This is a genomic window from Leifsonia sp. fls2-241-R2A-40a (genome assembly GCF_030209575.1).
Taxonomy (GTDB): Bacteria; Actinomycetota; Actinomycetes; order Actinomycetales; family Microbacteriaceae; genus Leifsonia.
Map to the genome: position 1 here is coordinate 2,394,042 of NZ_JARVRS010000001.1, position 19,921 is coordinate 2,413,962.

Annotated in this window: 21 protein-coding genes and 1 tRNA gene; 11 read left to right on the forward strand and 11 right to left on the reverse strand. The window is 70.5% G+C overall.

Translation table 11 applies throughout. The features are described from left to right. Window positions 1-14 precede the first annotated feature (14 nt). The 3 genes from glyA to QRN40_RS11890 all read left to right on the forward strand — a co-directional run bounded on the left by glyA (window position 15) and on the right by QRN40_RS11890 (window position 2,813). The gene (glyA, locus tag QRN40_RS11880; RefSeq protein WP_285115850.1) at window positions 15-1,340 is read left to right on the forward strand and encodes a serine hydroxymethyltransferase; all 1,326 of its coding nucleotides are present in this window, start codon (window positions 15-17) and stop codon (window positions 1,338-1,340) included. Window positions 1,341-1,434: 94 nt separating this feature from the next. Then, window positions 1,435-2,316, forward strand: a complete 882-nt coding sequence (locus QRN40_RS11885) for a bifunctional methylenetetrahydrofolate dehydrogenase/methenyltetrahydrofolate cyclohydrolase (protein WP_285115852.1) — start codon at window positions 1,435-1,437, stop codon at window positions 2,314-2,316. Beyond that, on the forward strand, window positions 2,313-2,813 hold the full coding sequence (locus QRN40_RS11890) for a YbaK/EbsC family protein (protein ID WP_502878914.1): 501 nt from the start codon (window positions 2,313-2,315) through the stop codon (window positions 2,811-2,813). The genes QRN40_RS11885 and QRN40_RS11890 overlap by 4 nt, the downstream gene beginning before the upstream one ends. Before the next feature lie 3 nt (window positions 2,814-2,816). Here QRN40_RS11890 and QRN40_RS11895 read toward each other — a convergent pair whose 3' ends face one another. The 3 genes from QRN40_RS11895 to galT form a co-directional block, all read right to left on the reverse strand. Beyond that, complete coding sequence (locus tag QRN40_RS11895; protein WP_285115853.1) at window positions 2,817-3,623, reverse strand: MBL fold metallo-hydrolase; 807 nt, start codon at window positions 3,621-3,623, stop codon at window positions 2,817-2,819. Window positions 3,624-3,727: 104 nt separating this feature from the next. Then, on the reverse strand, window positions 3,728-4,888 hold the full coding sequence (galK, locus tag QRN40_RS11900) for a galactokinase (protein ID WP_285115854.1): 1,161 nt from the start codon (window positions 4,886-4,888) through the stop codon (window positions 3,728-3,730). Next, on the reverse strand, window positions 4,885-6,102 hold the full coding sequence (gene galT, locus QRN40_RS11905) for a galactose-1-phosphate uridylyltransferase (protein ID WP_285115855.1): 1,218 nt from the start codon (window positions 6,100-6,102) through the stop codon (window positions 4,885-4,887). The genes galK and galT overlap by 4 nt, the downstream gene beginning before the upstream one ends. 81 nt (window positions 6,103-6,183) lie before the next feature. On the opposite strand from galT, the gene QRN40_RS11910 reads away from it, so the two are divergent. Both QRN40_RS11910 and QRN40_RS11915 read left to right on the forward strand, forming a co-directional pair. Further along, window positions 6,184-6,969: a DeoR/GlpR family DNA-binding transcription regulator gene (locus tag QRN40_RS11910; protein ID WP_285115856.1), complete on the forward strand. Its 786-nt coding sequence runs from the start codon at window positions 6,184-6,186 to the stop codon at window positions 6,967-6,969. A gap of 16 nt (window positions 6,970-6,985) precedes the next feature. Then, the gene (locus QRN40_RS11915; RefSeq protein WP_285115857.1) at window positions 6,986-7,921 is read left to right on the forward strand and encodes an aldose 1-epimerase family protein; all 936 of its coding nucleotides are present in this window, start codon (window positions 6,986-6,988) and stop codon (window positions 7,919-7,921) included. Here QRN40_RS11915 and QRN40_RS11920 read toward each other — a convergent pair. Beyond that, the gene (locus QRN40_RS11920) at window positions 7,900-8,604 is read right to left on the reverse strand and encodes an SDR family oxidoreductase (RefSeq protein ID WP_285115858.1); all 705 of its coding nucleotides are present in this window, start codon (window positions 8,602-8,604) and stop codon (window positions 7,900-7,902) included. The two genes, QRN40_RS11915 and QRN40_RS11920, sit on opposite strands and share 22 nt — an antisense overlap. Before the next feature lie 91 nt (window positions 8,605-8,695). Between QRN40_RS11920 and QRN40_RS11925 the strand changes: the two genes are divergently transcribed. Then, window positions 8,696-9,274, forward strand: a complete 579-nt coding sequence (locus QRN40_RS11925; protein ID WP_285115859.1) for a TetR/AcrR family transcriptional regulator — start codon at window positions 8,696-8,698, stop codon at window positions 9,272-9,274. A 38-nt stretch (window positions 9,275-9,312) separates the two neighbouring features. On the opposite strand, the gene QRN40_RS11930 is transcribed toward QRN40_RS11925, so the two are convergent. After that, window positions 9,313-10,407, reverse strand: coding sequence for a calcium:cation antiporter (locus QRN40_RS11930; protein WP_285115860.1), 1,095 nt, complete (start codon window positions 10,405-10,407; stop codon window positions 9,313-9,315). A 108-nt stretch (window positions 10,408-10,515) separates the two neighbouring features. Between QRN40_RS11930 and QRN40_RS11935 the strand changes: the two genes are divergently transcribed. Next, a complete protein-coding gene (locus tag QRN40_RS11935; protein WP_285115861.1) occupies window positions 10,516-11,127 on the forward strand; it encodes a DUF4232 domain-containing protein in 612 nt (203 codons plus the stop codon). Between the two features lie 16 nt (window positions 11,128-11,143). Here QRN40_RS11935 and QRN40_RS11940 read toward each other — a convergent pair whose 3' ends face one another. Continuing rightward, complete coding sequence (locus QRN40_RS11940) at window positions 11,144-11,605, reverse strand: transporter (RefSeq protein WP_285115862.1); 462 nt, start codon at window positions 11,603-11,605, stop codon at window positions 11,144-11,146. A 196-nt stretch (window positions 11,606-11,801) separates the two neighbouring features. Between QRN40_RS11940 and QRN40_RS11945 the strand changes: the two genes are divergently transcribed. Then, window positions 11,802-13,079: a chloride channel protein gene (locus tag QRN40_RS11945; RefSeq protein WP_285115863.1), complete on the forward strand. Its 1,278-nt coding sequence runs from the start codon at window positions 11,802-11,804 to the stop codon at window positions 13,077-13,079. A 299-nt stretch (window positions 13,080-13,378) separates the two neighbouring features. Here the strand turns inward: QRN40_RS11945 and QRN40_RS11950 are convergent. Then, window positions 13,379-13,451: transfer RNA gene (locus QRN40_RS11950), tRNA-Lys, on the reverse strand. A gap of 57 nt (window positions 13,452-13,508) precedes the next feature. Between QRN40_RS11950 and QRN40_RS11955 the strand changes: the two genes are divergently transcribed. The 3 genes from QRN40_RS11955 (at window position 13,509) to QRN40_RS11965 (ending at window position 15,727) form a co-directional block, all read left to right on the forward strand. Next, a complete protein-coding gene (locus QRN40_RS11955) occupies window positions 13,509-14,138 on the forward strand; it encodes a DNA-directed RNA polymerase subunit beta (protein WP_285115864.1) in 630 nt (209 codons plus the stop codon). Between the two features lie 219 nt (window positions 14,139-14,357). Next, window positions 14,358-14,936: an ECF RNA polymerase sigma factor SigK gene (gene sigK / locus QRN40_RS11960; RefSeq protein WP_285115865.1), complete on the forward strand. Its 579-nt coding sequence runs from the start codon at window positions 14,358-14,360 to the stop codon at window positions 14,934-14,936. After that, window positions 14,933-15,727 carry an anti-sigma factor gene (locus tag QRN40_RS11965; protein ID WP_285115866.1) on the forward strand — a complete coding sequence of 265 codons (795 nt, stop codon included), beginning with the start codon at window positions 14,933-14,935 and terminating at the stop codon, window positions 15,725-15,727. The genes sigK and QRN40_RS11965 overlap by 4 nt, the downstream gene beginning before the upstream one ends. Before the next feature lie 119 nt (window positions 15,728-15,846). On the opposite strand, the gene pstB is transcribed toward QRN40_RS11965, so the two are convergent. The 4 genes from pstB to pstS all read right to left on the reverse strand — a co-directional run bounded on the left by pstB (window position 15,847) and on the right by pstS (window position 19,896). Further along, window positions 15,847-16,626, reverse strand: coding sequence for a phosphate ABC transporter ATP-binding protein PstB (pstB, locus tag QRN40_RS11970; protein WP_285115868.1), 780 nt, complete (start codon window positions 16,624-16,626; stop codon window positions 15,847-15,849). 34 nt (window positions 16,627-16,660) lie between these two features. Next, window positions 16,661-17,755, reverse strand: a complete 1,095-nt coding sequence (gene pstA / locus QRN40_RS11975; protein WP_285115870.1) for a phosphate ABC transporter permease PstA — start codon at window positions 17,753-17,755, stop codon at window positions 16,661-16,663. Further along, window positions 17,755-18,702 carry a phosphate ABC transporter permease subunit PstC gene (pstC, locus tag QRN40_RS11980; RefSeq protein ID WP_285115871.1) on the reverse strand — a complete coding sequence of 316 codons (948 nt, stop codon included), beginning with the start codon at window positions 18,700-18,702 and terminating at the stop codon, window positions 17,755-17,757. The genes pstA and pstC overlap by 1 nt, the downstream gene beginning before the upstream one ends. Before the next feature lie 99 nt (window positions 18,703-18,801). Beyond that, window positions 18,802-19,896, reverse strand: a complete 1,095-nt coding sequence (pstS, locus tag QRN40_RS11985) for a phosphate ABC transporter substrate-binding protein PstS (protein WP_285115872.1) — start codon at window positions 19,894-19,896, stop codon at window positions 18,802-18,804. Between the last annotated feature and the right edge of the window lie 25 nt (window positions 19,897-19,921).

The following is a 19,921-nucleotide window of genomic DNA, read 5'->3' on the forward strand; positions in this document are numbered from 1 at the left end:
CGAAGGAGCCGGTTTTGACCGACACGTTGCCCTCCACCTTCACCGCCCCACTCTCCGAGGTCGATCCCGAGATCGCAGAGGTGCTGCAGCTCGAGCTGGGCCGCCAGCGCGACTACCTCGAGATGATCGCGTCCGAGAACTTCGTGCCGCGCGCGGTGCTCGAAGCCGTCGGATCGGTGCTCACCAACAAGTACGCCGAGGGCTACCCGGGCCGTCGCTACTACGGCGGCTGCGAGTACGTCGACATCGCCGAGCAGCTGGCGATCGACCGGGCCAAGGCCCTCTTCGGCGCCGAGTACGCCAACGTCCAGCCGCACTCCGGTGCGTCGGCGAACGCCGCGGTGCTCTCCGCCATCGCGACGCCCGGCGACACCATCCTGGGCCTGGAGCTGTCTCACGGCGGCCACCTGACCCACGGCATGAAGCTGAACTTCTCCGGCAAGCTCTACAACGCCGTCTCGTACGGCGTCGACCCCGAGACCTTCCTCGTCGACATGAACGTCGTGCGCGACAAGGCGCTAGAGCACAAGCCGCAGGTCATCATCGCCGGCTGGTCGGCTTACCCGCGCCAGCTCGACTTCGCCGCCTTCCGTGCCATCGCGGACGAGGTCGGAGCGAAGCTCTGGGTGGACATGGCGCACTTCGCCGGCCTCGTGGCCGCGGGGCTGCATCCCTCGCCCGTGCCCCACGCGGACGTCGTCAGCTCGACCGTCCACAAGACCATCGGCGGCCCCCGCTCCGGCTTCATCGTCAGCCGTGACATGGAGCTGGCGAAGAAGCTCAACTCCAACGTCTTCCCCGGCCAGCAGGGCGGCCCGCTCATGCACGTGATCGCCGCCAAGGCGACCGCGTTCAAGCTCGCGGCGACGGAGGAGTTCAAGGACCGCCAGGAGCGCACCATCCGCGGCGCGCAGCTGCTCGCCGAGCGGCTCACCGCCGACGACTCGCGCGCGGCGGGCGTGGATGTGCTCACCGGCGGCACCGACGTGCACCTGGTGCTCGCCGACCTGCGCACCTCCGAGCTCGACGGCCAGCAGGCCGAGGACGTGCTGCACGAGGTCGGCATCACCGTGAACCGGAACGCCGTGCCGTTCGACCCGCGCCCGCCGATGGTGACCTCCGGCCTGCGGATCGGCACCCCGGCGCTCGCGACCCGCGGCTTCGGCGACACCGAGTTCACCGAGGTGGCCGACATCATCGCCCTCGCGCTGCGCCCCGGCGCCGACACGAAGGCGCTGCGCGCCCGCGTCGACGCGCTGACCGCCGCCTTCCCGCTCTACCCCGGCCTGACCCCGTCCGGCCAGCAGGGCTTCCCCGTCGAGCTTCCCTCCTCGATCTGACCACCCCGTAGCCGCCGAGCACAGGGAAACCGCCCCGCATCCACGGATACGCGGCGTGTTCCCTGTGCTCGCGGGCTCAGCGAAAGGACGACCCGTGACGGCACGGATTCTGGACGGCAAGGCGACCGCCGCCGAGATCAAGGCGGAACTCAAGGAGCGCGTGAGCGTCCTGCGCGAGCAGGGGATCGTCCCTGGACTGGGCACCATCCTCGTCGGCGACGACCCGGGCTCGCAGTGGTACGTCGCCGGCAAACACCGCGACTGCGCCGAGGTGGGAATCGCATCCATCCGCCGCGACCTCCCGGCCGACATCTCGCAGGCCGAACTCGAGGCCGTGGTCGAGGAGCTCAACTCCGACCCGGACTGCACCGGCTTCATCGTCCAGCTGCCCCTTCCCGGGCACCTCGACACCGACGCGATCCTCGAGCTGGTCGACCCGGCGAAGGATGCGGACGGCCTGCACCCGACCAACCTCGGTCGCCTCGTGCTCAACGTCAACCGTCCGATCACGTCGCCGCTGCCGTGCACTCCGCGCGGGGTGATCGAGCTGATGCTGCGGCACGGCATCGACATCAGCGGCAAGGACGTCGTGGTCGTCGGACGCGGGGTGACCGTCGGCCGCTCCATCGGCGCGCTGCTCACCCGGCGCGAGTTCAACGCGACCGTCACTCTGACCCACACCGGGACCCGGGATCTGGATGCGCACCTGCGCCGCGCCGACATCATCGTCGCCGCGGCAGGCGTCGCGGGGCTCGTGACCGCGGCGAACGTCAAGCCGGGCGCCGTCGTGCTCGACGTGGGCGTCAGCCGCGTGGAGGACCCGGTGACCGGCAAGAGCGTCGTCGCGGGCGACGTGGCACCCGACGTGGCCGAGGTCGCGTCGTGGGTGTCGCCGAACCCCGGCGGCGTCGGCCCGATGACCCGCGCGCTGCTGCTGCAGAACGTCGTGGAGTCGGCGGAGCGGGAACGGGCGTGACGGACACCGGCGACCGGACCCATCCCGCTGTGGAGCGGGTCGAGGCCGCCCTGCGTGCGGCAGGCGTCGAGCCGCGCGTGCGCTGGTTCGAGACGGCCACTCCGACCGCCGTCGCCGCAGCGGAGGCGCTCGGCGTGGAGGTCGGCGCGATCGCGAACTCGCTGGTCTTCACGTTCGACGGTGAGCCGCTGCTCGTCATGACTTCCGGCGCCCACCGCGTCGACACGGCGTTCCTCGGCGAACGCCTCGGCGGCCGCATCCGCCGGGCCGACGCCGGCACCGTCCGGGCGGCGACCGGCCAGACGATCGGCGGCGTCGCCCCGGTCGGCCACCCCGAGCCGCTGCGGACCCTGGTGGATGAGGCCCTCGCCGACTACCCGGAGATCTGGGCGGCCGCCGGCCACGCCCACACCGTCTTCCCCACGACGTTCGACGAGCTCCTGCGCCTCACAGGCGGCGAGCCCACTCCGGTCGAAGGGCCGGCCTCCGCGGGCTGACCGCTAGCGGTCGAGCACCACGATGAAGCGGCGGCGCACCACCCGCTCGCCGGGTTCGCCGCGGAGGTCGTCGAGCGCGGACAGCACCCGGTCGAGGATCCCCGGGCGCAGCGGGAGGGGCGCCTCGTCCGGCTGGTCGACCGTCCCCGGAGGGTAGTGGACGCCCGGCGCGCTCGACATCTCGATGTGGGCGCCGCGCAGCTCGCGCACCGGCGCGGGCGGGTCGTCGCGGAACCGGATCAGCCGCTCGATGGTCGCGCGGAACTGCGGCAGGTCGCGCACGTACAGGTGCGCGGGGAGAACGGTGTCGCCGGTGAACAGGATGCCCGTCTGCCGGTCGAAGAAGACGACGGCGGACGGTTCGTGGCCGGGTCCGCCGATCACGTCGATCAGCCGGCGTCCCAGGTCGAAGGTGACCGTCTCATCCGGCCAGGAGCGGAACCCGAAGTACCCGATGACTTCCGCCGGGCTGGTGCCGACGACCCGCGTCCCCGGTCGCCGGCGCAGCAGGGCGTCCCCGGCGATGTGGTCGCCGTGCGCGTGCGAATGCGCGACGACCAGCGGGTAGGGTCGCACGAACACCGCCGGCCTGCGCCGCAGCCAGTCGGCGATCAGACTGTCGATGGTCGCCCGCAGCGGGAACACCGCCTCGTCCGAGGTGGCGCCGGTGTCGATCAGGAGCGCGCGCTCACGCCCGAACAGCAGGTAGAGGAACGGCGCCTCCCAGTGGGATGCCTTCGGCTGCCGGATCTGCACGGTGTCCGCATCCAGCCAGTCGACGACAGGGTCGTTCACGCGCTGTCCACTCACGCGTCACATCCTCGCGCCGCCGGGTAAACCGCAGATGAACGCGTGAGGTGCTCGTCGTTGCGCTCGACACGCCGTCGGCCGCCGCAACAACGAGCACCTCGGCGTCAGGATTCGCGGCGCGCGCCCTCCGACGGGCTCACCGTGAAGACGTCCGGCTGGCCGAAACCGTGCTCCGCGAAGGCGCCGTCGAGCGCCACCTGCACCCGGCTGAGCGCGTCGCTCGGCACGAGCGCCAGGGCCGAGCCGCCGAAGCCGCCGCCCGTCATCCGCGCGCCGATCGCCCCGTTCGCCTGCGCGGTCTCGACCGCCAGGTCGAGCTCCGGGACCGAGATCTCGAAGTCGTCGCGCATGGAGACGTGGGAGGCGTCCAGCAGTTCGCCGATCGCCGCCGGCCCCTGCTCGCGCAGGGTCCGGACGGTGTCGAGCACGCGCTGGTCCTCCGTCACGATGTGGCGGACGCGGCGGAAGGTCACGTCGTCGAGCAGCTCGCGGGCGCGGCCGAGGTCGTCGACCGACACATCCCGCAGCGCCTCGACGCCCAGGATGCGCGCTCCCTTCTCGCAGGACGCGCGACGGTCCGCGTACCCGCCCGTCGCGTGGTCGTGGGTGACACCCGTGTCGATGATGAGGATCTCGAGACTCGCCGCCTCGAGTCCGAGCGGCACCACCTCGGAGCCCAGCGACCGGCAGTCGAGGAACACCGCGGCGTCGCGCTCGCCGAGGAGCGACGCGGACTGGTCCATGATCCCGGTCGGCGCGCCGACAGCGACGTTCTCGGCGCGCTGACCGACGCGGGCGAGCGTGCGGCGGTCGAGACCCAGCCGCCAGATCTCGTTGAGGGCGACCGCGACCGCGCTCTCGATCGCGGCCGACGACGACAGTCCGGCGCCGACGGGCACGTTCGAGTCGATGAGGATGTCGACGCCCGGGACCGCCGCGAGGTCGGCGCCGAACTCGCTCAGAGCCCAGGCGACGCCGAGCGGATACGCGGACCACCCGCTGAGTCCGTCCGACGTCAGCTCGTCGAGGGACACCTCCACCAGTTCGTCGGCGAAGGTGCTGCCGACGCGGATGGTGCGATCGTCGCGCGCGCCGAGCGCGGCGACGGTCCGGCGGTTGATCGCGAACGGGAGGACGAAGCCGAGGTTGTAGTCGGTGTGCTCGCCGATCAGGTTCACGCGGCCGGGAGCGGACCACACGCCGTCGGGTTCGCGGCCGAACACGGCGGTGAAGTCGTCGCGGACGCCGGTGCGCATGTCGGTCATCGGTCTGCCTCTCGGTGGTCGGGGAGGGCGGTAGGGGAGTCGGTGGCGGCAGCGGGCTCGGTGACGAGTCCCGAAACCGCGACCGGCAGCGCGCCCACCGGGTTGTCCCGGTCGGCGCGGGCGACCGCCTCGCGGAGGGCGGCTGCCGCCTGCTCCGGGGGGATGTCGCCGACCCACGCGCCCATGGCGGCTTCGGAGCCGGCCAGGAACTTCAGCTTATCCGCGCCGCGGCGCGGCGAGGTCAGCTGCAGCATGAGCCGCATCTCGTCACGTCGCACGCCGACGGGCGCCTGGTGCCAGGCCGCGATGTACGGGGTAGGGGAGTCGTACAGTGCGTCGACTCCGCGCAGCACCCGCAGGTACAGGGTGGCCAGTTCGTCGCGCTCCGCGGCGTTCGTCTCGGTGAGGTCGGCGACGTGGCGGTGCGGCAAAACGTGGATCTCGATGGGCCAGCGCGCGGCGAACGGAACGTACGCGGTCCAGTGCTCGCCGGCGAGCACGACGCGGTCCGACGCGCGCTCCCGTTCCAGGATGTCGGCGAAGAGCGTCGGGCCATACGAGTCGAGCGAACGGATGAGCGCGGACGTGCGCGGGGTGATGTACGGGTACGCGTAGATCTGCCCGTGCGGATGGTGCAGCGTCACGCCGATCGCCTCACCGCGGTTCTCGAACGGGAACACCTGGCGGACACCCGGCAGCGCGGAGAGCACGGCGGTCCGGTCGGCCCAGGCCTCGATCACCGTGCGCGCGCGGGACGGCGTGAGGCTGCCGAACGAACCGGTGGTCGCCGGGCTGAAGCAGACGACCTCGCAGCGGCCGACGGACGTGCGGGTGCGCTCGAGTCCGACCTGCGCCAGGTCGTCGAGTCCCTCGGGCGCGTTCGGGTCTTCGAGCAGCGGACCGAACGACGGCGACTTGTTCTCGAACACCGCCACGTCGTACAGGTCGGGGATCTCCGAGGGGTTGCTGGGGCTGGCCGGCGCCAGCGGGTCGAGTTCGGCCGGCGGAAGCATCACGCGGTTCTGGCGCGCCGCCGCGATCGAGACCCACTCTCCGGTGAGCGGGTCCATCCGCATCGTCGCGGTGGCGGGACGCGGCGCCGGCTCACGCAGGTCCGGCTTGCGCTCCGGGCCCAGCGTCGTGTCGGCGTCGTCGTAGTAGATGAGGTCGCGCCCGTCGGAGAGCCGGGTGGGACGCTTCGTGATCGCGGCCATGGGTTCCTTTCGATTACGAAAGCCAGGATACGCATCAGCTTTCGTATTGACAAGCAATCGCAAGCGCCTCACGATGGGGTCATGAGCGAACCGCTGCCGGCTGCGCTGCGCCGCGAACGGATGCTCGAGCTGATCGGCCGGGCGGGGTTCGCCCGCGTGTCCGACCTCAGCGAGGCGTTCCAGGTGTCCGACGTCACGGTCCGCACCGACCTCGACGCGCTCGACCGCCAGCAGAGCATCCGTCGCGTCCACGGCGGCGCGATGCTGCTGACCGCCGGGATGCGCGAGCCCAGCTTCGAGGAGGCGATGGAGTCCTCCGCCGAGGAGAAGCGCAGCATCGGACAGGCGGCAGCGGCGATGGTGTCCTCCGGGAGCAGCGTCCTCCTGGATGTGGGGACCACGACGGCGGCCATCGCCCGAGCCCTCGTCGAGCGCGACGACCTGGATGGTGTGACCGTCATCACCAACGGCCTCACCATCGCCCTGGAACTGGAGCGCGCCATCCCGCGTTTCGAGGTCGTGGTGACGGGCGGGACCCTCCGCCCGCTTCAGCACTCGCTGGTCGAACCTCTCGCCGCCGTCCTGCTCGAGCGGGTGCACGCCGACCTTGCGTTCATCGGCTGCACGGGAGTGCATCCCTCCGGCGGCATCACCAACGTCAACCTGCCGGAAGCCGACCTCAAGCGGGTGATGGTGGGCTCGGCGGAGCGCGCGGTGGTCGTCGCCGACGGCAGCAAGCTCGGCCGTACGCACCTGGGGCGGATCGCCGCCGTGGATGACGTGGCCGAGCTGATCACGGGCGCATCCGCCTCTCCGGCAGCCGTCTCCGCACTGCGCGAAGCCGGACTCCCGGTGAGTGTCGCCTGAGGCCTAACCTGGTGCCATGCGACCCGCGACCGGTGAACAGTACGAACTCGATTTCGGTGACCTGAGCGCCACCATCGTCCAGGTGGGCGCGGGCATCCGCTCGCTGCGCTTCGCCGAATCCGACCTCACGGAGCCCTACCCGGCCGAGGCACAGCCGCCGTCGGCGTGCGGGATCGTGCTCGTGCCCTGGCCCAATCGCGTCGCGGACGGCCGCTGGGTGCACGACGGCGAGCCGCGCCAGCTCGACCTCACCGAGCCGGCGAAGCGCAACGCCATCCACGGCCTGCTGCGTCGCCGCCCCTACGACCTGGTGGACCGCACGGACTCGACGGTCACGCAGGCGGCGACCATCTACCCGGAGCCGGGGTACCCGTTCCTGCTCGACACGAGCGTCACCCACGAGCTCCACACCGAGGGGCTGCAGGTGACCCACGGCGTCACCAATGTCGGCGACACCCCTGCGCCGGTGGCGGTAGGGGCGCATCCGTACCTCCGCATCGCCGACGTCCCGCCGGAGCAGTTGACGGTTACTGTCTCCGCGCGGACCCGGTTCGAGGTGGATGCGCGGAGCAACCCGACCGCCGAGCTCCCGGTGCAGGACACGCCGTTCGACCTCTCCGGAGGCCGCCGGGTCAGCGAACTCGACCTCGACACCGGGTACGCCGACCTGCCGGACGGGCCGGTCGAGCACGCGCTCGCCGCCGATGACGGACGCCGTGTCGTGCTCTGGGGCGACGAGGCGTTCCGCTACGTGCAAGTCTTCACCCACCGCTCGTTCGCCACAAAGCCCGGGGGTGTGGCGCTCGCGATCGAGCCGATGACCGCCCCGGCCGACGCCCTCAACTCGGGTCGCGGGCTGCGCTGGCTGGAGCCGGGCGAGACCTGGAACGTGAGTTGGGGCATCCGGCCCGAGGGCTTCGGCGGCGAGGCTTACCTGGCGAGCTGGGGGTAGAGCGCGCGGACGTCCTCGTTCAGCCGCGCCTTGACGTGCTTCGCGGTGTCGCCGACGATCGCCTCCGCCCCGCCGTCGGCCACCGTGTCGAGCGCCTCCGCGGCGACCTCGCGCGGCTGGACCTTGTCGCCGTCGACGCTTGCGGCCATGTCGGTGTCGATGTAGCCGACGTGGACTCCCACCACCTGGATGCCGGCCGGTGCCAGCTCGAGTCGTGCCGAGTTGCTGGCCGACCAGAGGGCGGCCTTGGTCGCGCTGTACGAGTCGAATGCCAGCCAGCTGAGGGCAGAGAGCATGTTGACCACGGCACCGCCTCCATTCGCCTCGATCACCGGCGCGAACGCGCGGACGAGGAGCACGGGACCCCAGAAGTTCGTGTCGAACTCGCGGTGGATGACGTCGAGGTCGCCGGTCACGAGCGACTGGCCGGCCGCGATGCCCGCGTTGTTGACGAGCACTGTGACGTCCGCGGCCGCCTCCGCTGCACGGCGGATGCTGTCAGCATCCGTCACGTCGAGGGCCAGCGGGACGACGCGCGGGTCGTCGAAGACGACGGACTCGGGCTGGCGGGCGGCGGCGTAGACCTTGCTCGCGCCGCGCTCCAGGAGGGCGGTGACGAATGCGGCGCCGAGGCCGCGGTTGGCGCCGGTGACGAGGGCGACGCGTCCGGTGATGTCGGTCATGAGGATCCTTCCGAAAAGTACACCGATCGGTGTATCAGCAATGTACACAGATCGGTTTACTTTTCGCAGCCGATTCTCTAGAATCGATACCGTGACGTCCGCAGCCGCCCTTCCGAAGCCCAAGCCGCGCGAGCGTGTGCTCGCCGCGGCAGCGGAGCTGTTCGTGCGCGAGGGCGTCAACGCCGTCGGCGTCGACCGCCTGGCTCAGGAGGCCGAGGTCTCGAAGCGCTCGATCTACCAGCACTTCGAGGGGAAGGACGCCATCGTGGCGACCATGCTCCAGGAGTACGGACCCCGCGTCGTCGCCGGCTACTTCGCCGACGATGACCAGGGAACGCCGCGTGAACGTGTCCTCCACGTCTTCGACGCCCTGCATGAAGCCGCGCAGGTGTCCGACTTCTTCGGCTGCCCATTCGTCAACGTGGCGACCGAACTGCGCGACCGGGAGCATCCCGCCGCGGTCGTGGCGCGACACTTCAAAGAGGAGCTGACCGCGTACTTCGAGCGCCAGGCCGTCGCCGCGGGCGCAGGGGATGCGCACCTCCTCGCGGTGCAGCTGACGCTGCTGTTCGACGGTGCGTCCGCGAGCGCGGCCATGCGCGGCGGAACGCCTGACGCCGCGCGGCGCGCGGCCGAACTGCTCTTCGACGCGGCGACCGCTGCGGCCTGATCCCGGCGCGGTCTAACCCCGCCGCGGTCTGCCCGCGTTCAGGGCGCGACCGACAGGAACATGAAGGCCGCGAACAGCACCAGGTGGATGCCGCCCTGCAGCCGGACGGCTCGTCCCTGCACGATGGTGAGGATGCTGACCAGGACCGTCAGCACCAGCAGCACGATCTGACTCGCTCCGAGTCCGAGGTGCAGCGCGCCCGGCAGCCAGATCGAGGCGACGGCGATCGCCGGGATGGTGAGCCCGATACTCGCGATCGCGGAGCCGAGCGCCAGGTTGAGGCTCGTCTGCGCGCGGTTGCGGACGGCCGCCTTCGACGCCGCGATGCCCTCCGGGAGCAGCACGAGCAGCGCGATGACCACGCCGACGAACGACTGCGGAAGGCCGAGTCCCGTGACGGCCCGCTCGATCGGGGTCGACTCCAGCTTGGCCAGACCGACGACCGCGACGAGGGAGACGACGAGGAGCCCGAGACTGATCAGCGCCGTGCGGTTCGAGGGGGCGTCCGCGTGGTCGTCCTCCGTGAGGGGCTGCCCTTTGCTCCCGACGGGGAGGAAGAAGTCGCGGTGGGCGATGGTCTGCGTGAACACGAACATCCCGTAGAGGGCGAGGGAGGCGATGGCGGCGAACGCGAGCTGCGGCGCCGAGAAGACCGGCCCGGGACTGGAGGTGAAGGACGGCAGCACCAGCGTCAGGGTCGCCAGCGCCGTGACCGTCGCCAGAGCGGCTCCGCTGCCCTGCGCGTTGAACTTCGTCGACTCGTGCCGGGATGCGCTGAGCAGCAGCGACAGCCCCACGATGCCGTTCATCGTGATCATGACTGCGGAGAACACGGTGTCGCGGGCGAGTTCGGGGGAGTCCTTGCCCGTCGTCATCAGCGTGACGATCAGAGCCACTTCGATGACCGTCACCGCGACGGCGAGCACGAGGGAACCGAACGGCTCGCCCACCCGGTGCGCCACCACCTCGGCGTGCTGCACCGCCGCCAGGACGGTTCCCGCCAGGACGATCGCGATGACGGCCACGGCGACCGGATTCAGTTCGACCGCCCAGAAAGCGACCAGCACGACGACACCGATGGCTGGCACCACGATCGTCCACCACCGCGCAATCCAGCTTCCGATCGACCTCATGCCTCCATCCTGCCAGCCGCCTGGGGGAACAGGCAGGCGGTAGCGGCTCACGCGGGCCGCTTCGGCGGGTCGCGTGCGTTTGCGCCGCACGCCCTGTTGGATGGGCTCATGACCAGGATGAGGACCCTCCGCGTCGCCGGCCCGGCCGCCGTCGCTCTCACGCTCGCCCTCGCCATGGCGGGATGCGCGACGCCCGGCTCGGCACCGACCACCGGCACCGCGTCGGCGTCCGGTTCCGCGACTCCCACGTCGTCGCCGCGCCCCACCGGCACGAGCACCGCCGTTCCGATCGAGGGCCAGTGCGACACCGGCAACCTCGCGGGCTCGATCGCACAGGGCAGCGGCGGAGCGGCGGGGAGCGTCGAGGTGACCCTCGTGCTCACCAACAACGGCTCCGCCGAGTGCTCCCTGCAGGGCTGGCCGGGCGTCTCCTTCGTCGGCGACGGCAACGGAACGCAGCTGGGGGCTGCGGCGCAGTTCGACCGCAGCACGCCGCATCCCACCGTCGTGCTGAAACCGGGCGGGACCGCGCAGGCGCCGCTGAAGATCACCCAGGCGCTCAATTACCCCGATGCGGATTGCAAGCCGAAGCCGGCCGACGGCTTCCGCGTGTATCCGCCCGGGTCCACGGCGTCGCTCTTCATCGCGTACCCGGGGCAGACCGCGTGCACGTCCGAGTCGATCTCGCTCCTCACCGTCGGAGCGCTGACGGGGAGCTGACCCGGGAGGTCCGGGTTCAGGCGCAGACGCGGGCGATCGCGCCCTCCCACGCGGCCTGCACGTCGGCCTGTGCGCGCGTGGCCGTTGCGATCGCATCGGCCGGGTCCTGAGCGAGCGCCGCTCCTCCGACCGCTGTGGCCAGCTCGTCGAGCCGGCGGTCGACCTCGCCGAGCGCCGTCGCGACCGAGGCGGTGCCGATGTCGCTGGTCTCCGACTCGAATGCCGCCACGGCGTCCTGGATGCCCGTCCCCGCCTCGACGGGATGCGGGGCCAGGGCCGCCAGGTGCATCTGCAGCGCCGGGTCGAGCGCATGCCGCGCGCTGCGGATCGTGGCGCAGTCCCGCCCGCGCGCCGCGGACGCCTCCGCGAACAGGGGGAACTCGGAATTCAGCGCCACGGTCAGCATGGCGATCGCCGCCGCGCAGCCGAGCGCGAGCGCGAGCAACGCGGGCCAGAGGCGGGCTGTCAGAGAAGTCATTCCGCGGATGACGACGGACCGACGCGGCGAATGTGACGCAGGACGAGGCACCGGGGCGAGGGGCGCCTCGCGCTCGAGCTCGGGAGTCCCGTCCTGAGTGATGGCCACGGCGACACGCTAGCGGTCACAGGTGAACGGTTGTTTGCCGAATTTCCGCCCCCGGTCCTGCGGCTCCTCCTCCCGATACGCTGGGCTGGTGCCCTCCGCCCGATTCGCGCCCGGCTCCGTTGCGCCGCGTTGGGTCATCCGCCTCGTCGTGGTGACCGCGCTCGTCGGCGTCGGCGCGGGCGTCGGGGGCGGTCTGGTGTACCTGGGCCTCCACGCGCTGCAGCACCTCGCCTTCGGCTACTCCGAGGGCGACTTCTTCGAGGGCCTCCTGGATGCGCCGCCCGTCAATCGCGTCGTCGCGCTCGCCGTCGCGGGCGTCCTGGGCGGTGTGGGATGGTGGGCGCTGCGTCGCTGGGGACGGCGCGCTCCGGCGCACGCCGTGGTGTCCGTGGAGCAGGCGGTCAACGGCCGCAGGATGCCTCCCGTGGTCACCCTCCTCAACGCCGCCCTGCAGGTGATCATCGTCGGGCTGGGCGCCTCCATCGGCCGGGAGGTCGCGCCGCGCGAGGTGGGGGCGCTGTGGGCCGGCTGGCTGGCGGAGCGCGCGGGCGTATCGGCGCGGGAGCGGCGCATCCTGGTCGCCTGCGGCGCCGGTGCCGGCCTCGCCGCCGTGTACAACGTCCCCTTCGGCGGGGCCGTGTTCGCCGTGGAGATCCTGCTGGCCGAGATCAGCTTCGCGACCGTGCTGCCCGCGTTCGCCGCGTCCGCGATCGCGGCGCTGGTCGCGCGCATCTGGGTGCCCGCGAACCCGCTGTACCTGGTGCAAGAGATGCACCTGACCCCGACGGTGGTCGTCTGGTCGGTGCTGGCCGGCCCGCTGCTCGGGCTCGCTGCCATCGGCTTCGTCCGTGCCGCCCGTTTCGCGCAGGATCACCGCCCGAAGTCGTGGGGCATCCTGATCGTGATGCCGCTGACCTTCGTCGCGGTCGGTGTCGCCTCCCTCTGGCTGCCCGCCATCCTGGGCAACGGGCGCGCGCTCGGTCAGCTGGCGTTCGCAGCGTCCGTACCGGTGCTGCTCATCCTGCTGATGACGGTCGTCAAGGCGGCGGCGACGGTCGGCACCATCGGCGCCGGCGCCGCGGGCGGCACCCTCACCCCGTCCCTGGCGATCGGAGCCGGCCTCGGCCTCGCCGGCGGCGCCGCCTGGAACCTCCTCTGGCCCGGCGCCGAGCTCCCCGCCTTCGCGCTGATCGGCGCGGCCGCCTTCCTCGCCGTGACGATGCGAGCCCCCCTCACCGCGCTACTGCTGACCATGGAGTTCACGAACCAGGGCCCCGACCTGCTCGTCCCCGTGATGCTCTGCATCACGGGGGCGGTCGGCGTCGGCTACCTGCTCGAGCGCACGAGGGTCACCGGCGTCGCGTAGGCGCGCGCCCCCGCGTGCCGGCGCGCCCGCCTTCCGTCGGAGATCCCGCCCCCATCGTCGGAGATCCGCCGCCCGCACGCCTAAATCTCCTGCCCCACCGCGGTCCGTCGGAGTTTCGCGGCCGATCCTCCGACGTAACGAGTCGCACAGGCGCCCGCCCGCTTCCGTCGGAGATCCCGCGCCGGACGTCGGAGATCCGTCGCCCCTGGCCCGACTCTCCTGCCCTACCGCAGTCCGTTGGAGATCCAAGACGATCTTCCTACGTCACCGTTCAGTGAAGTGCCAGACGCGGGGAAGGGTGGGCCCGGTGGGGCTCGAACCCACGACCCGCGGATTAAAAGTCCGATGCTCTGCCAACTGAGCTACAGGCCCTCGCTGTCCAATCTAGCGTGGATTCACCCGGTCTGGTCGCAGGGGCAGAATGGGAGGATGTCTGACCGCTTCCACAAGCCCGCCTTGTTCACGAGCGGGATGTTCGAGGCCTTCATGGGCGGCGAGGATCCTGCGCAGATCACCCGAGTGGCGCACGAGACGGCGCGCGCTCTGCTGGCGCGCGTCCGCGAGAACCCGGATCCGGAGGTCGTGGACCGCCTGGTCGCCTTTACCGACGCGCACGGCATCGACGCGCTCGCCGAACTGTGGTCGCGGTCGAATCCACGCACCCTGCCCGGCGCCCTGTGGCGCATCTACCTGCTGCGACTTCTGATCCGGCAGGATGCGGAGGGCACCGCCTACCTGTACCAGCGCGGCAGCGAGGTGCTCGGGTCGATCGATGCCGTCGTTGCGGGGGCGCCCAACCCGACCGGCCCGACGGAGATCACCGAGTTGGCCGACCGCATCCTGCGCGGGCTGTTCGAGGGCGACTTCGCCGTGGCGCTCGATCGTGCCGCCGCTTTCTGCCGCGTCGCCGCCGCCGGTGCTGCGTCGGTGGCCGACGATCGCGACGTCCTCGACCCGGAACGCGCGAGCGAACTCACGACGCGCGCGCTGCGCTTCACGCGCACGGCGGAGGAGCTGGCCGCGTGCGCACGGCTGTGGCGCTCCGACTCCCTCGACTGACCACGGCCGGCCGTCAACCGGGTATGCCCGGATTTCCCGTTCTCGGGCTGCGAACGCCACGCCCGGCGCTCGCGGAACCGCTCCTGTACACTGGATGTCGCCGGGCCGCAGTAACCCCGGGCTCCAAAACTAGCCGCTCCGAGCGGCCTCGCGCCGAGAGGCGTTCTGCGGCCCGGCACTTTTCTGTCAGGAACAGCGCATGATGCGCCGGCAGACCGGATGAGAAGCGGAGACGACGTGGACGACGCCCCTGCGGTCGATCTCGACGCTCTCCTCGTCCGCACGGCGACCGGCGACCAGGAGGCGTTCTCACGCTTCTACGACCTGACCGCGTCGCGGGTCCTCGGCCTCATCCGTCGCCTGCTCATCGACGCGGCCCAGTCCGAGGAAGTGGCCCAGGAAGTCTTCCTCGAGGCGTGGCAATCCGCTACCCGTTTCGATCCGAATAAGGGTCGAGCGCAGACGTGGATCATGACGATGGCACACCGGCGCGCCGTGGACCGGATCCGCGCCTCCCAGGCGTCGCGCGACCGGGATACGGCCGTGGGCATCCGTGATCTGCCGACCGCCTACGACCAGGTGGCCGAGACAGTGGAGGTTCGTGTGGAGCACGAGAGGGTGGAGGTGGCGATGGCGAAACTGAGTGAGCCGCAACGCCGAGCCGTCACCCTGGCCTACTACGGCGGTCTGAGCCAGTCGGAGGTCGCAGCGGAGTTGGGGATCCCGCTAGGCACAGCCAAGACTCGGCTGCGCGATGCGATGATACGGCTGCGAGAGGAACTGGGGGTGACGACATGACCGACGACGAGCGCCTGAGCGCGCACGACGACGCACGCCTCGGCTACCGCCTCGGGGCGGACGATGAGCAGGAGGCTCGCGTGTTCGAAGACGTCGCGGCCCAGCTCGCCCTCTCGAGTGAACCGGTCGAACCGCGCCCCGAACTGAAGGCCGCTCTGTTCGCCCGGCTTGCGGACACCCCGCAGTTGCCGGCTCAGGATGCGGCGTCGAGCGTCGGAGAACAGAGCGTCGGAGAACAGAGCGTCGAAGAACAGCCCGACCCGCTGCCGGAGCAGCAGGCTCCTGCGGCCGCGCAGCCCGGCCGTGCCGAGCGCGCCGCGCAGCGCCGCTGGTTCCAGCGCCCGGGGCTGATCCTGGCCGCCGCCGCTGCAGCCGTGGTCCTGTTCGTCGGCGGAGCGTTCGTGGGCTCGACCCTCTCGGGCACCAATTCCTACCAATCGCAGCAGGCGTCCGCGCTGGCGGAGATCAACGCAGCGCCGGACGCTCAGAGAGCGACCGCGGAGGTCGCCGGCGGCGGAACAGCCACCCTCGTGTGGTCGGGCGAGCTCGGGCGCTCCGCCCTCGTTGCCAACGACCTCCCGGCCCTCCCGGACAACAAGACGTACGAGCTCTGGTACATGCGCGACGGAACCGCGATCCCCGCCGGGACCCTGGACCCTGCCGCCTCCGGATCGAGCTGGCGCGTCCTGACCGGCGACATGGCCGCAGGCGACACCGTCGGCGTGACCGTCGAGCCGCGCGGCGGCTCCGACAAGCCGACGACCCAGCCCCTCGTCACCATCGCCTCCTAGCAGGCCCCCGACCGGCCCCGCCGACTAGCCCCCGAGCACAGGAAAAATGCCGCCCCAGCACGTGCTGAGGCGGCATTTTCCCTGTGCTCGCGGGCCCGACGCATCGGGCCCGAGGCGGATCAACCGAAGCGGCCGGAGACGTAGTCCTCGGTGGCCTGGACGGTCGGGTTGGAGAAGATCTGGTTCGTGTCGTTGTACTCGATGAGCTTGCCCGGCTTGCCGGTGCCCGCGATGTTGAAGAACGCGGTGCGGTCCGAGACGCGCGACGCCTGCTGCATGTTGTGCGTCACGATCACGATCGTGTAATCGTTCTTGAGCTCCTCGATCAGGTCCTCGATCGCGAGGGTGGAGATCGGGTCGAGCGCCGAGCACGGCTCGTCCATCAGCAGGACGTCGGGGGAGACAGCGATCGCGCGGGCGATGCAGAGACGCTGCTGCTGGCCGCCCGAAAGGCCGGAGCCCGGGAGGTTCAGGCGGTCCTTGACCTCGTTCCACAGGTTGGCACCCTGGAGCGACGACTCGACCAGCTCGTCGGCCTCGTTCTTCGACATCCGCCGGTTGTTCAGCTTCACGCCGGCGAGGACGTTGTCGCGGATGCTCATCGTCGGGAACGGGTTGGGCCGCTGGAAGACCATGCCGACCTGACGGCGCACCAGCACCGGGTCGACGCCGGCACCGTAGAGGTTGTTGCCGTCGATGAGCACCTCGCCCTCGACGTACGCGCCGGGGATGACCTCGTGCATGCGGTTCAGCGTGCGGAGGAACGTCGACTTGCCGCATCCCGACGGACCGATGAATGCGGTGACGGTGCGGGGCTCGATGGTGAGCGACACGCCTTCGACGGCACGGAAGTTGCCGTAGTAGACGTTGAGGTCGTTGACTTCGATGCGCTTGGACACTTTTTTCCTTGACTTTTCGGGTGGCGGTCGCGGGTCAGCGGCCGTACTTGGGAGCGAAGACCTTGGCGATGATGCGGCCGACCAGGTTCAGGAGCATCACGATGATGATCAGGGCGAGCGCCCCGGTCCAGGCCCGGTCGATGGAGGCCTGCGCGTGCAGCCCGGCCGCCTGCGTGTACTGCGTGTACACGAACACCGGGAGCGTCATCATCCGGTCGTTGAAGAGGTCGTAGTTCATGCTGGTGGTGAAGCCGGCGACGATCAGCAGGGGAGCCGTCTCGCCGATGACGCGGGCGATCGCGAGCATGACACCGGTCACGATGCCGGCGATCGACGTCGGCAGGACGACCTTGAGCACCGTCAGCCACTTCGGGACGCCCAGGGCGAGGGATGCCTCGCGCAGTTCGTTGGGGACGATCCGGAGGATCTCCTCGCAGGAGCGGACGACCACGGGGATCATCAGGACCGACAGCGCGACGGCGCCCATGAAGCCGTTGCGGATGCCCGGGCCGAAGAACAGGGCGAACAGCGCGTAGGCGAAGAGTCCGGCGACGATCGACGGGATGCCCGTCATGACGTCGACGAAGAACGTGATGCCGCGTGCGAGCATCCCGCGCCCGTACTCCACGAGGTAGATCGAGGTCAGCAGGCCGATCGGGACGGAGATGACCGCAGCCATGAGGGTGATCTCGAGGGTTCCGACGATGGCGTGGAGGGCGCCGCCGCCGTCACCGATCACGTTGCGCATCGACTCGGAGAAGAACGCGATGTCGAAGCGCGCGAGGCCCTGGGCGACCACCGTCCAGCCGAGCGAGATGAGCGGGAGCAGCGCGATGATGAACGCGGTGGCCACCAGCGAGGTGACCAGCCGGTCCGCCGCCTTGCGGCGCCCCTCGACCAGCAGGGAGGTGGTGTAGATCGCGATGTCGAACAGCACCGTTCCGAAGAACACGGCGCCGACGATGTTGAAGTCCTTGGTGGCTCCGCTCGCCGCGAGCATGGCGAAGATCGCCACGAAGACGACCCAGGAGGCGACGAGCATCGTCCACGGTGCCCAGCCGGGCAGCTTGCCGGCGGTGTAGGAGTTCGCGAGGGGACGCGGGGCGGCGGTCGCGGTCGTGGTGGCCATCAGTTCGCTCCAGAGAAGGCCTTGCGGCGGCTGACGATGTAGCGGGCGAGCATGTTGATGAGCAGCGTCACCACGAACAGCACGAGGCCGGAGGCGATGAGCGCGTTCACGCCGATGCCGGTCGCCTCGGGGAACTGCAGGGCGATGTTCGCCGCGATCGTGTTCGGGCTCTGCGCCTGCAGCACCGCGATCTTGACGATCAGGGCCGGCGACAGCACCATCGCGATGGCGAGCGTCTCGCCGAGGGCGCGGCCGAGGCCGAGCATCGCGGCCGAGATGATCCCGCTGCGGGCGAAGGGCAGCACGGCCATCTTCACCATCTCCCAGCGGGTCGCACCGAGGGCGAGGGCGGCTTCCTCGTGGAGGCGCGGGGTCTGCAGGAAGATCTCTCGGCAGATCGCGGTCATGATCGGGATGACCATGACGGCCAGGACGAGTCCGGCGGTGAGGATGGTGCGCCCGGTGCCGGAGACCGGCGGGGCGAAGAGGGGGATCCAGCCGAGGTTGTCGCCCAGCCAGACGTAGAACGGCTGGACGAACGAGGAGAGCGTCGCGATGCCCCAGAGGCCGAAGACGACCGACGGAACGGCCGCGAGGAGGTCGATGATGTAGCCCAGCACCGAGGCGACCCGGCGGGGCGCGTAGTGCGAGATGAAGAGGGCGATACCGAGAGAGAGCGGCGTCGCGATGAGGAGGGCGATGATGGCGGCCCAGATGGTGCCGAAGACGAGCGGCCACACCCAGGACCAGAAGTTCGTGGCGTTGTTGGGGAGCTCGCCGGCGCCGGCGAAGAGGGCCGGGATGCTCTGGACGACCAGGAAGATCGCAACAGCGGCCAGGGTGGCGAGGATCAGGGACCCCGCGACGATCGTGCTGCTGGAGAAGACGCGGTCGCCGAGGCGGACCTTCGCCTTCGGCCTGATGGCTCCTGCGGTTCCGGCGGTCATTCCTTGCTTTCTCTCATCGGGTGCGCCCGCGAGGGCGGCTGAGGACGGAAGCGCCGCTCGGCCCGGGCTGTGGTGCAGCCCAGGCCGAGCGGTCCGTTGTTACTTGATGCTGGCCGCGGCCTTGGAGACCTTGTCGGACAGGTCGCTCGACAGCGGGGCCGAGCCGGCCTGCTCTGCGGCGGCCTTCTGGGCGTCGCCCGAGATGATGTAGTCGACGTAGCCCTTGACCAGCTCCGCCTTGCTGGCGTCCTTGTACTGCTGGCAGGCGATCACGTAGGAGACCAGCACGAGCGGCCAGGCGCCCTTGGAGGTGTCCTTGCGGTTGATCTTGATCGCCAGGTCGTTGGCCTCGCGACCGTCGGCGATCGGGGAGGCGGCGACCACGGCGGCAGCACCGTCGGCGCTGATCTTCTCGTAGTTGTCGCCGACCTTGAGCTGGGCGATGCTGAGGCCCGCCGAGCCCGACTCGTCGATGTAGGTGATCGAGTTCTTCGCGTTCTTGGTGGCGTCCGCGACACCCGAGGTGCCCTTGGCTGCGTCACCGACCTGGAACGGGAAGGTCTGTCCGGCCGGAGCGGTCCAGACGTCGGGGGCGTTCGCCGCGAGGTAGTCGGTGAAGTTCTGCGTGGTGCCCGAGTCGTCGGAGCGGTGCACGACCGTGATCGGGGCCGACGGGAGCGTGGCGCCCGAGTTCTGGTCCTTGATCTTGGCGTCGTCCCAGGTGGTGATCTTGCCCGAGAAGATGCCGGCGATGGTCGCGGCGTCCAGCTTGAGGTCCTTCACGCCGTCCACGTTGTACGCGATGGCGATCGGGGAGATGTAGACCGGGAGGTCGATGCCCTTGCTGTTGGCGGCGCAGCCGGCGAACGTGGAGGCGAGCTCCTCGTCCTTCAGCGCGGCGTCCGAGCCGGCGAAGTCCGCGGCACCCGAGATGAAGCTCTTGCGGCCCGCGCCGGAGCCCTGCGGGTCGTAGTTGATGGTGACCTTCGGGTTGGCCTGCTGGAAGCCGGCGGCCCAGACGGTCTGCGCCGCGCCCTGGGCGGACGAGCCGATGCCGTTCAACGTGCCGGAGAGGTTGGAGGCCTTTGCCGTCGTGGTCGACGGAGTGCTGCCTTCGTTCGCCGCACACGCGGTGAGAGAGATGGCGGCGGCGGCAAGGAGAGCCACGGGAGCGCCGATGCGCTTGAGTTTCACAGTTGTCCCTTCGGGGATCAGTAAC

Coding starts and splice junctions, on each gene's coding strand:
- pstC (WP_285115871.1), bottom strand. CDS start 18,702: ATGACCGCCGGAACCGCAGGAGCCATCAGGCCGAAGGCGAAGGTCCGC.
- QRN40_RS11920 (WP_285115858.1), bottom strand. CDS start 8,604: ATGACCGACATCACCGGACGCGTCGCCCTCGTCACCGGCGCCAACCGC.
- pstA (WP_285115870.1), bottom strand. CDS start 17,755: ATGGCCACCACGACCGCGACCGCCGCCCCGCGTCCCCTCGCGAACTCC.
- QRN40_RS11935 (WP_285115861.1), top strand. CDS start 10,516: ATGACCAGGATGAGGACCCTCCGCGTCGCCGGCCCGGCCGCCGTCGCT.
- QRN40_RS11930 (WP_285115860.1), bottom strand. CDS start 10,407: ATGAGGTCGATCGGAAGCTGGATTGCGCGGTGGTGGACGATCGTGGTG.
- QRN40_RS11955 (WP_285115864.1), top strand. CDS start 13,509: ATGTCTGACCGCTTCCACAAGCCCGCCTTGTTCACGAGCGGGATGTTC.
- QRN40_RS11940 (WP_285115862.1), bottom strand. CDS start 11,605: ATGACTTCTCTGACAGCCCGCCTCTGGCCCGCGTTGCTCGCGCTCGCG.
- sigK (WP_285115865.1), top strand. CDS start 14,358: ATGAGAAGCGGAGACGACGTGGACGACGCCCCTGCGGTCGATCTCGAC.
- galT (WP_285115855.1), bottom strand. CDS start 6,102: ATGGCCGCGATCACGAAGCGTCCCACCCGGCTCTCCGACGGGCGCGAC.
- QRN40_RS11965 (WP_285115866.1), top strand. CDS start 14,933: ATGACCGACGACGAGCGCCTGAGCGCGCACGACGACGCACGCCTCGGC.
- galK (WP_285115854.1), bottom strand. CDS start 4,888: ATGACCGACATGCGCACCGGCGTCCGCGACGACTTCACCGCCGTGTTC.
- QRN40_RS11910 (WP_285115856.1), top strand. CDS start 6,184: ATGAGCGAACCGCTGCCGGCTGCGCTGCGCCGCGAACGGATGCTCGAG.
- QRN40_RS11915 (WP_285115857.1), top strand. CDS start 6,986: ATGCGACCCGCGACCGGTGAACAGTACGAACTCGATTTCGGTGACCTG.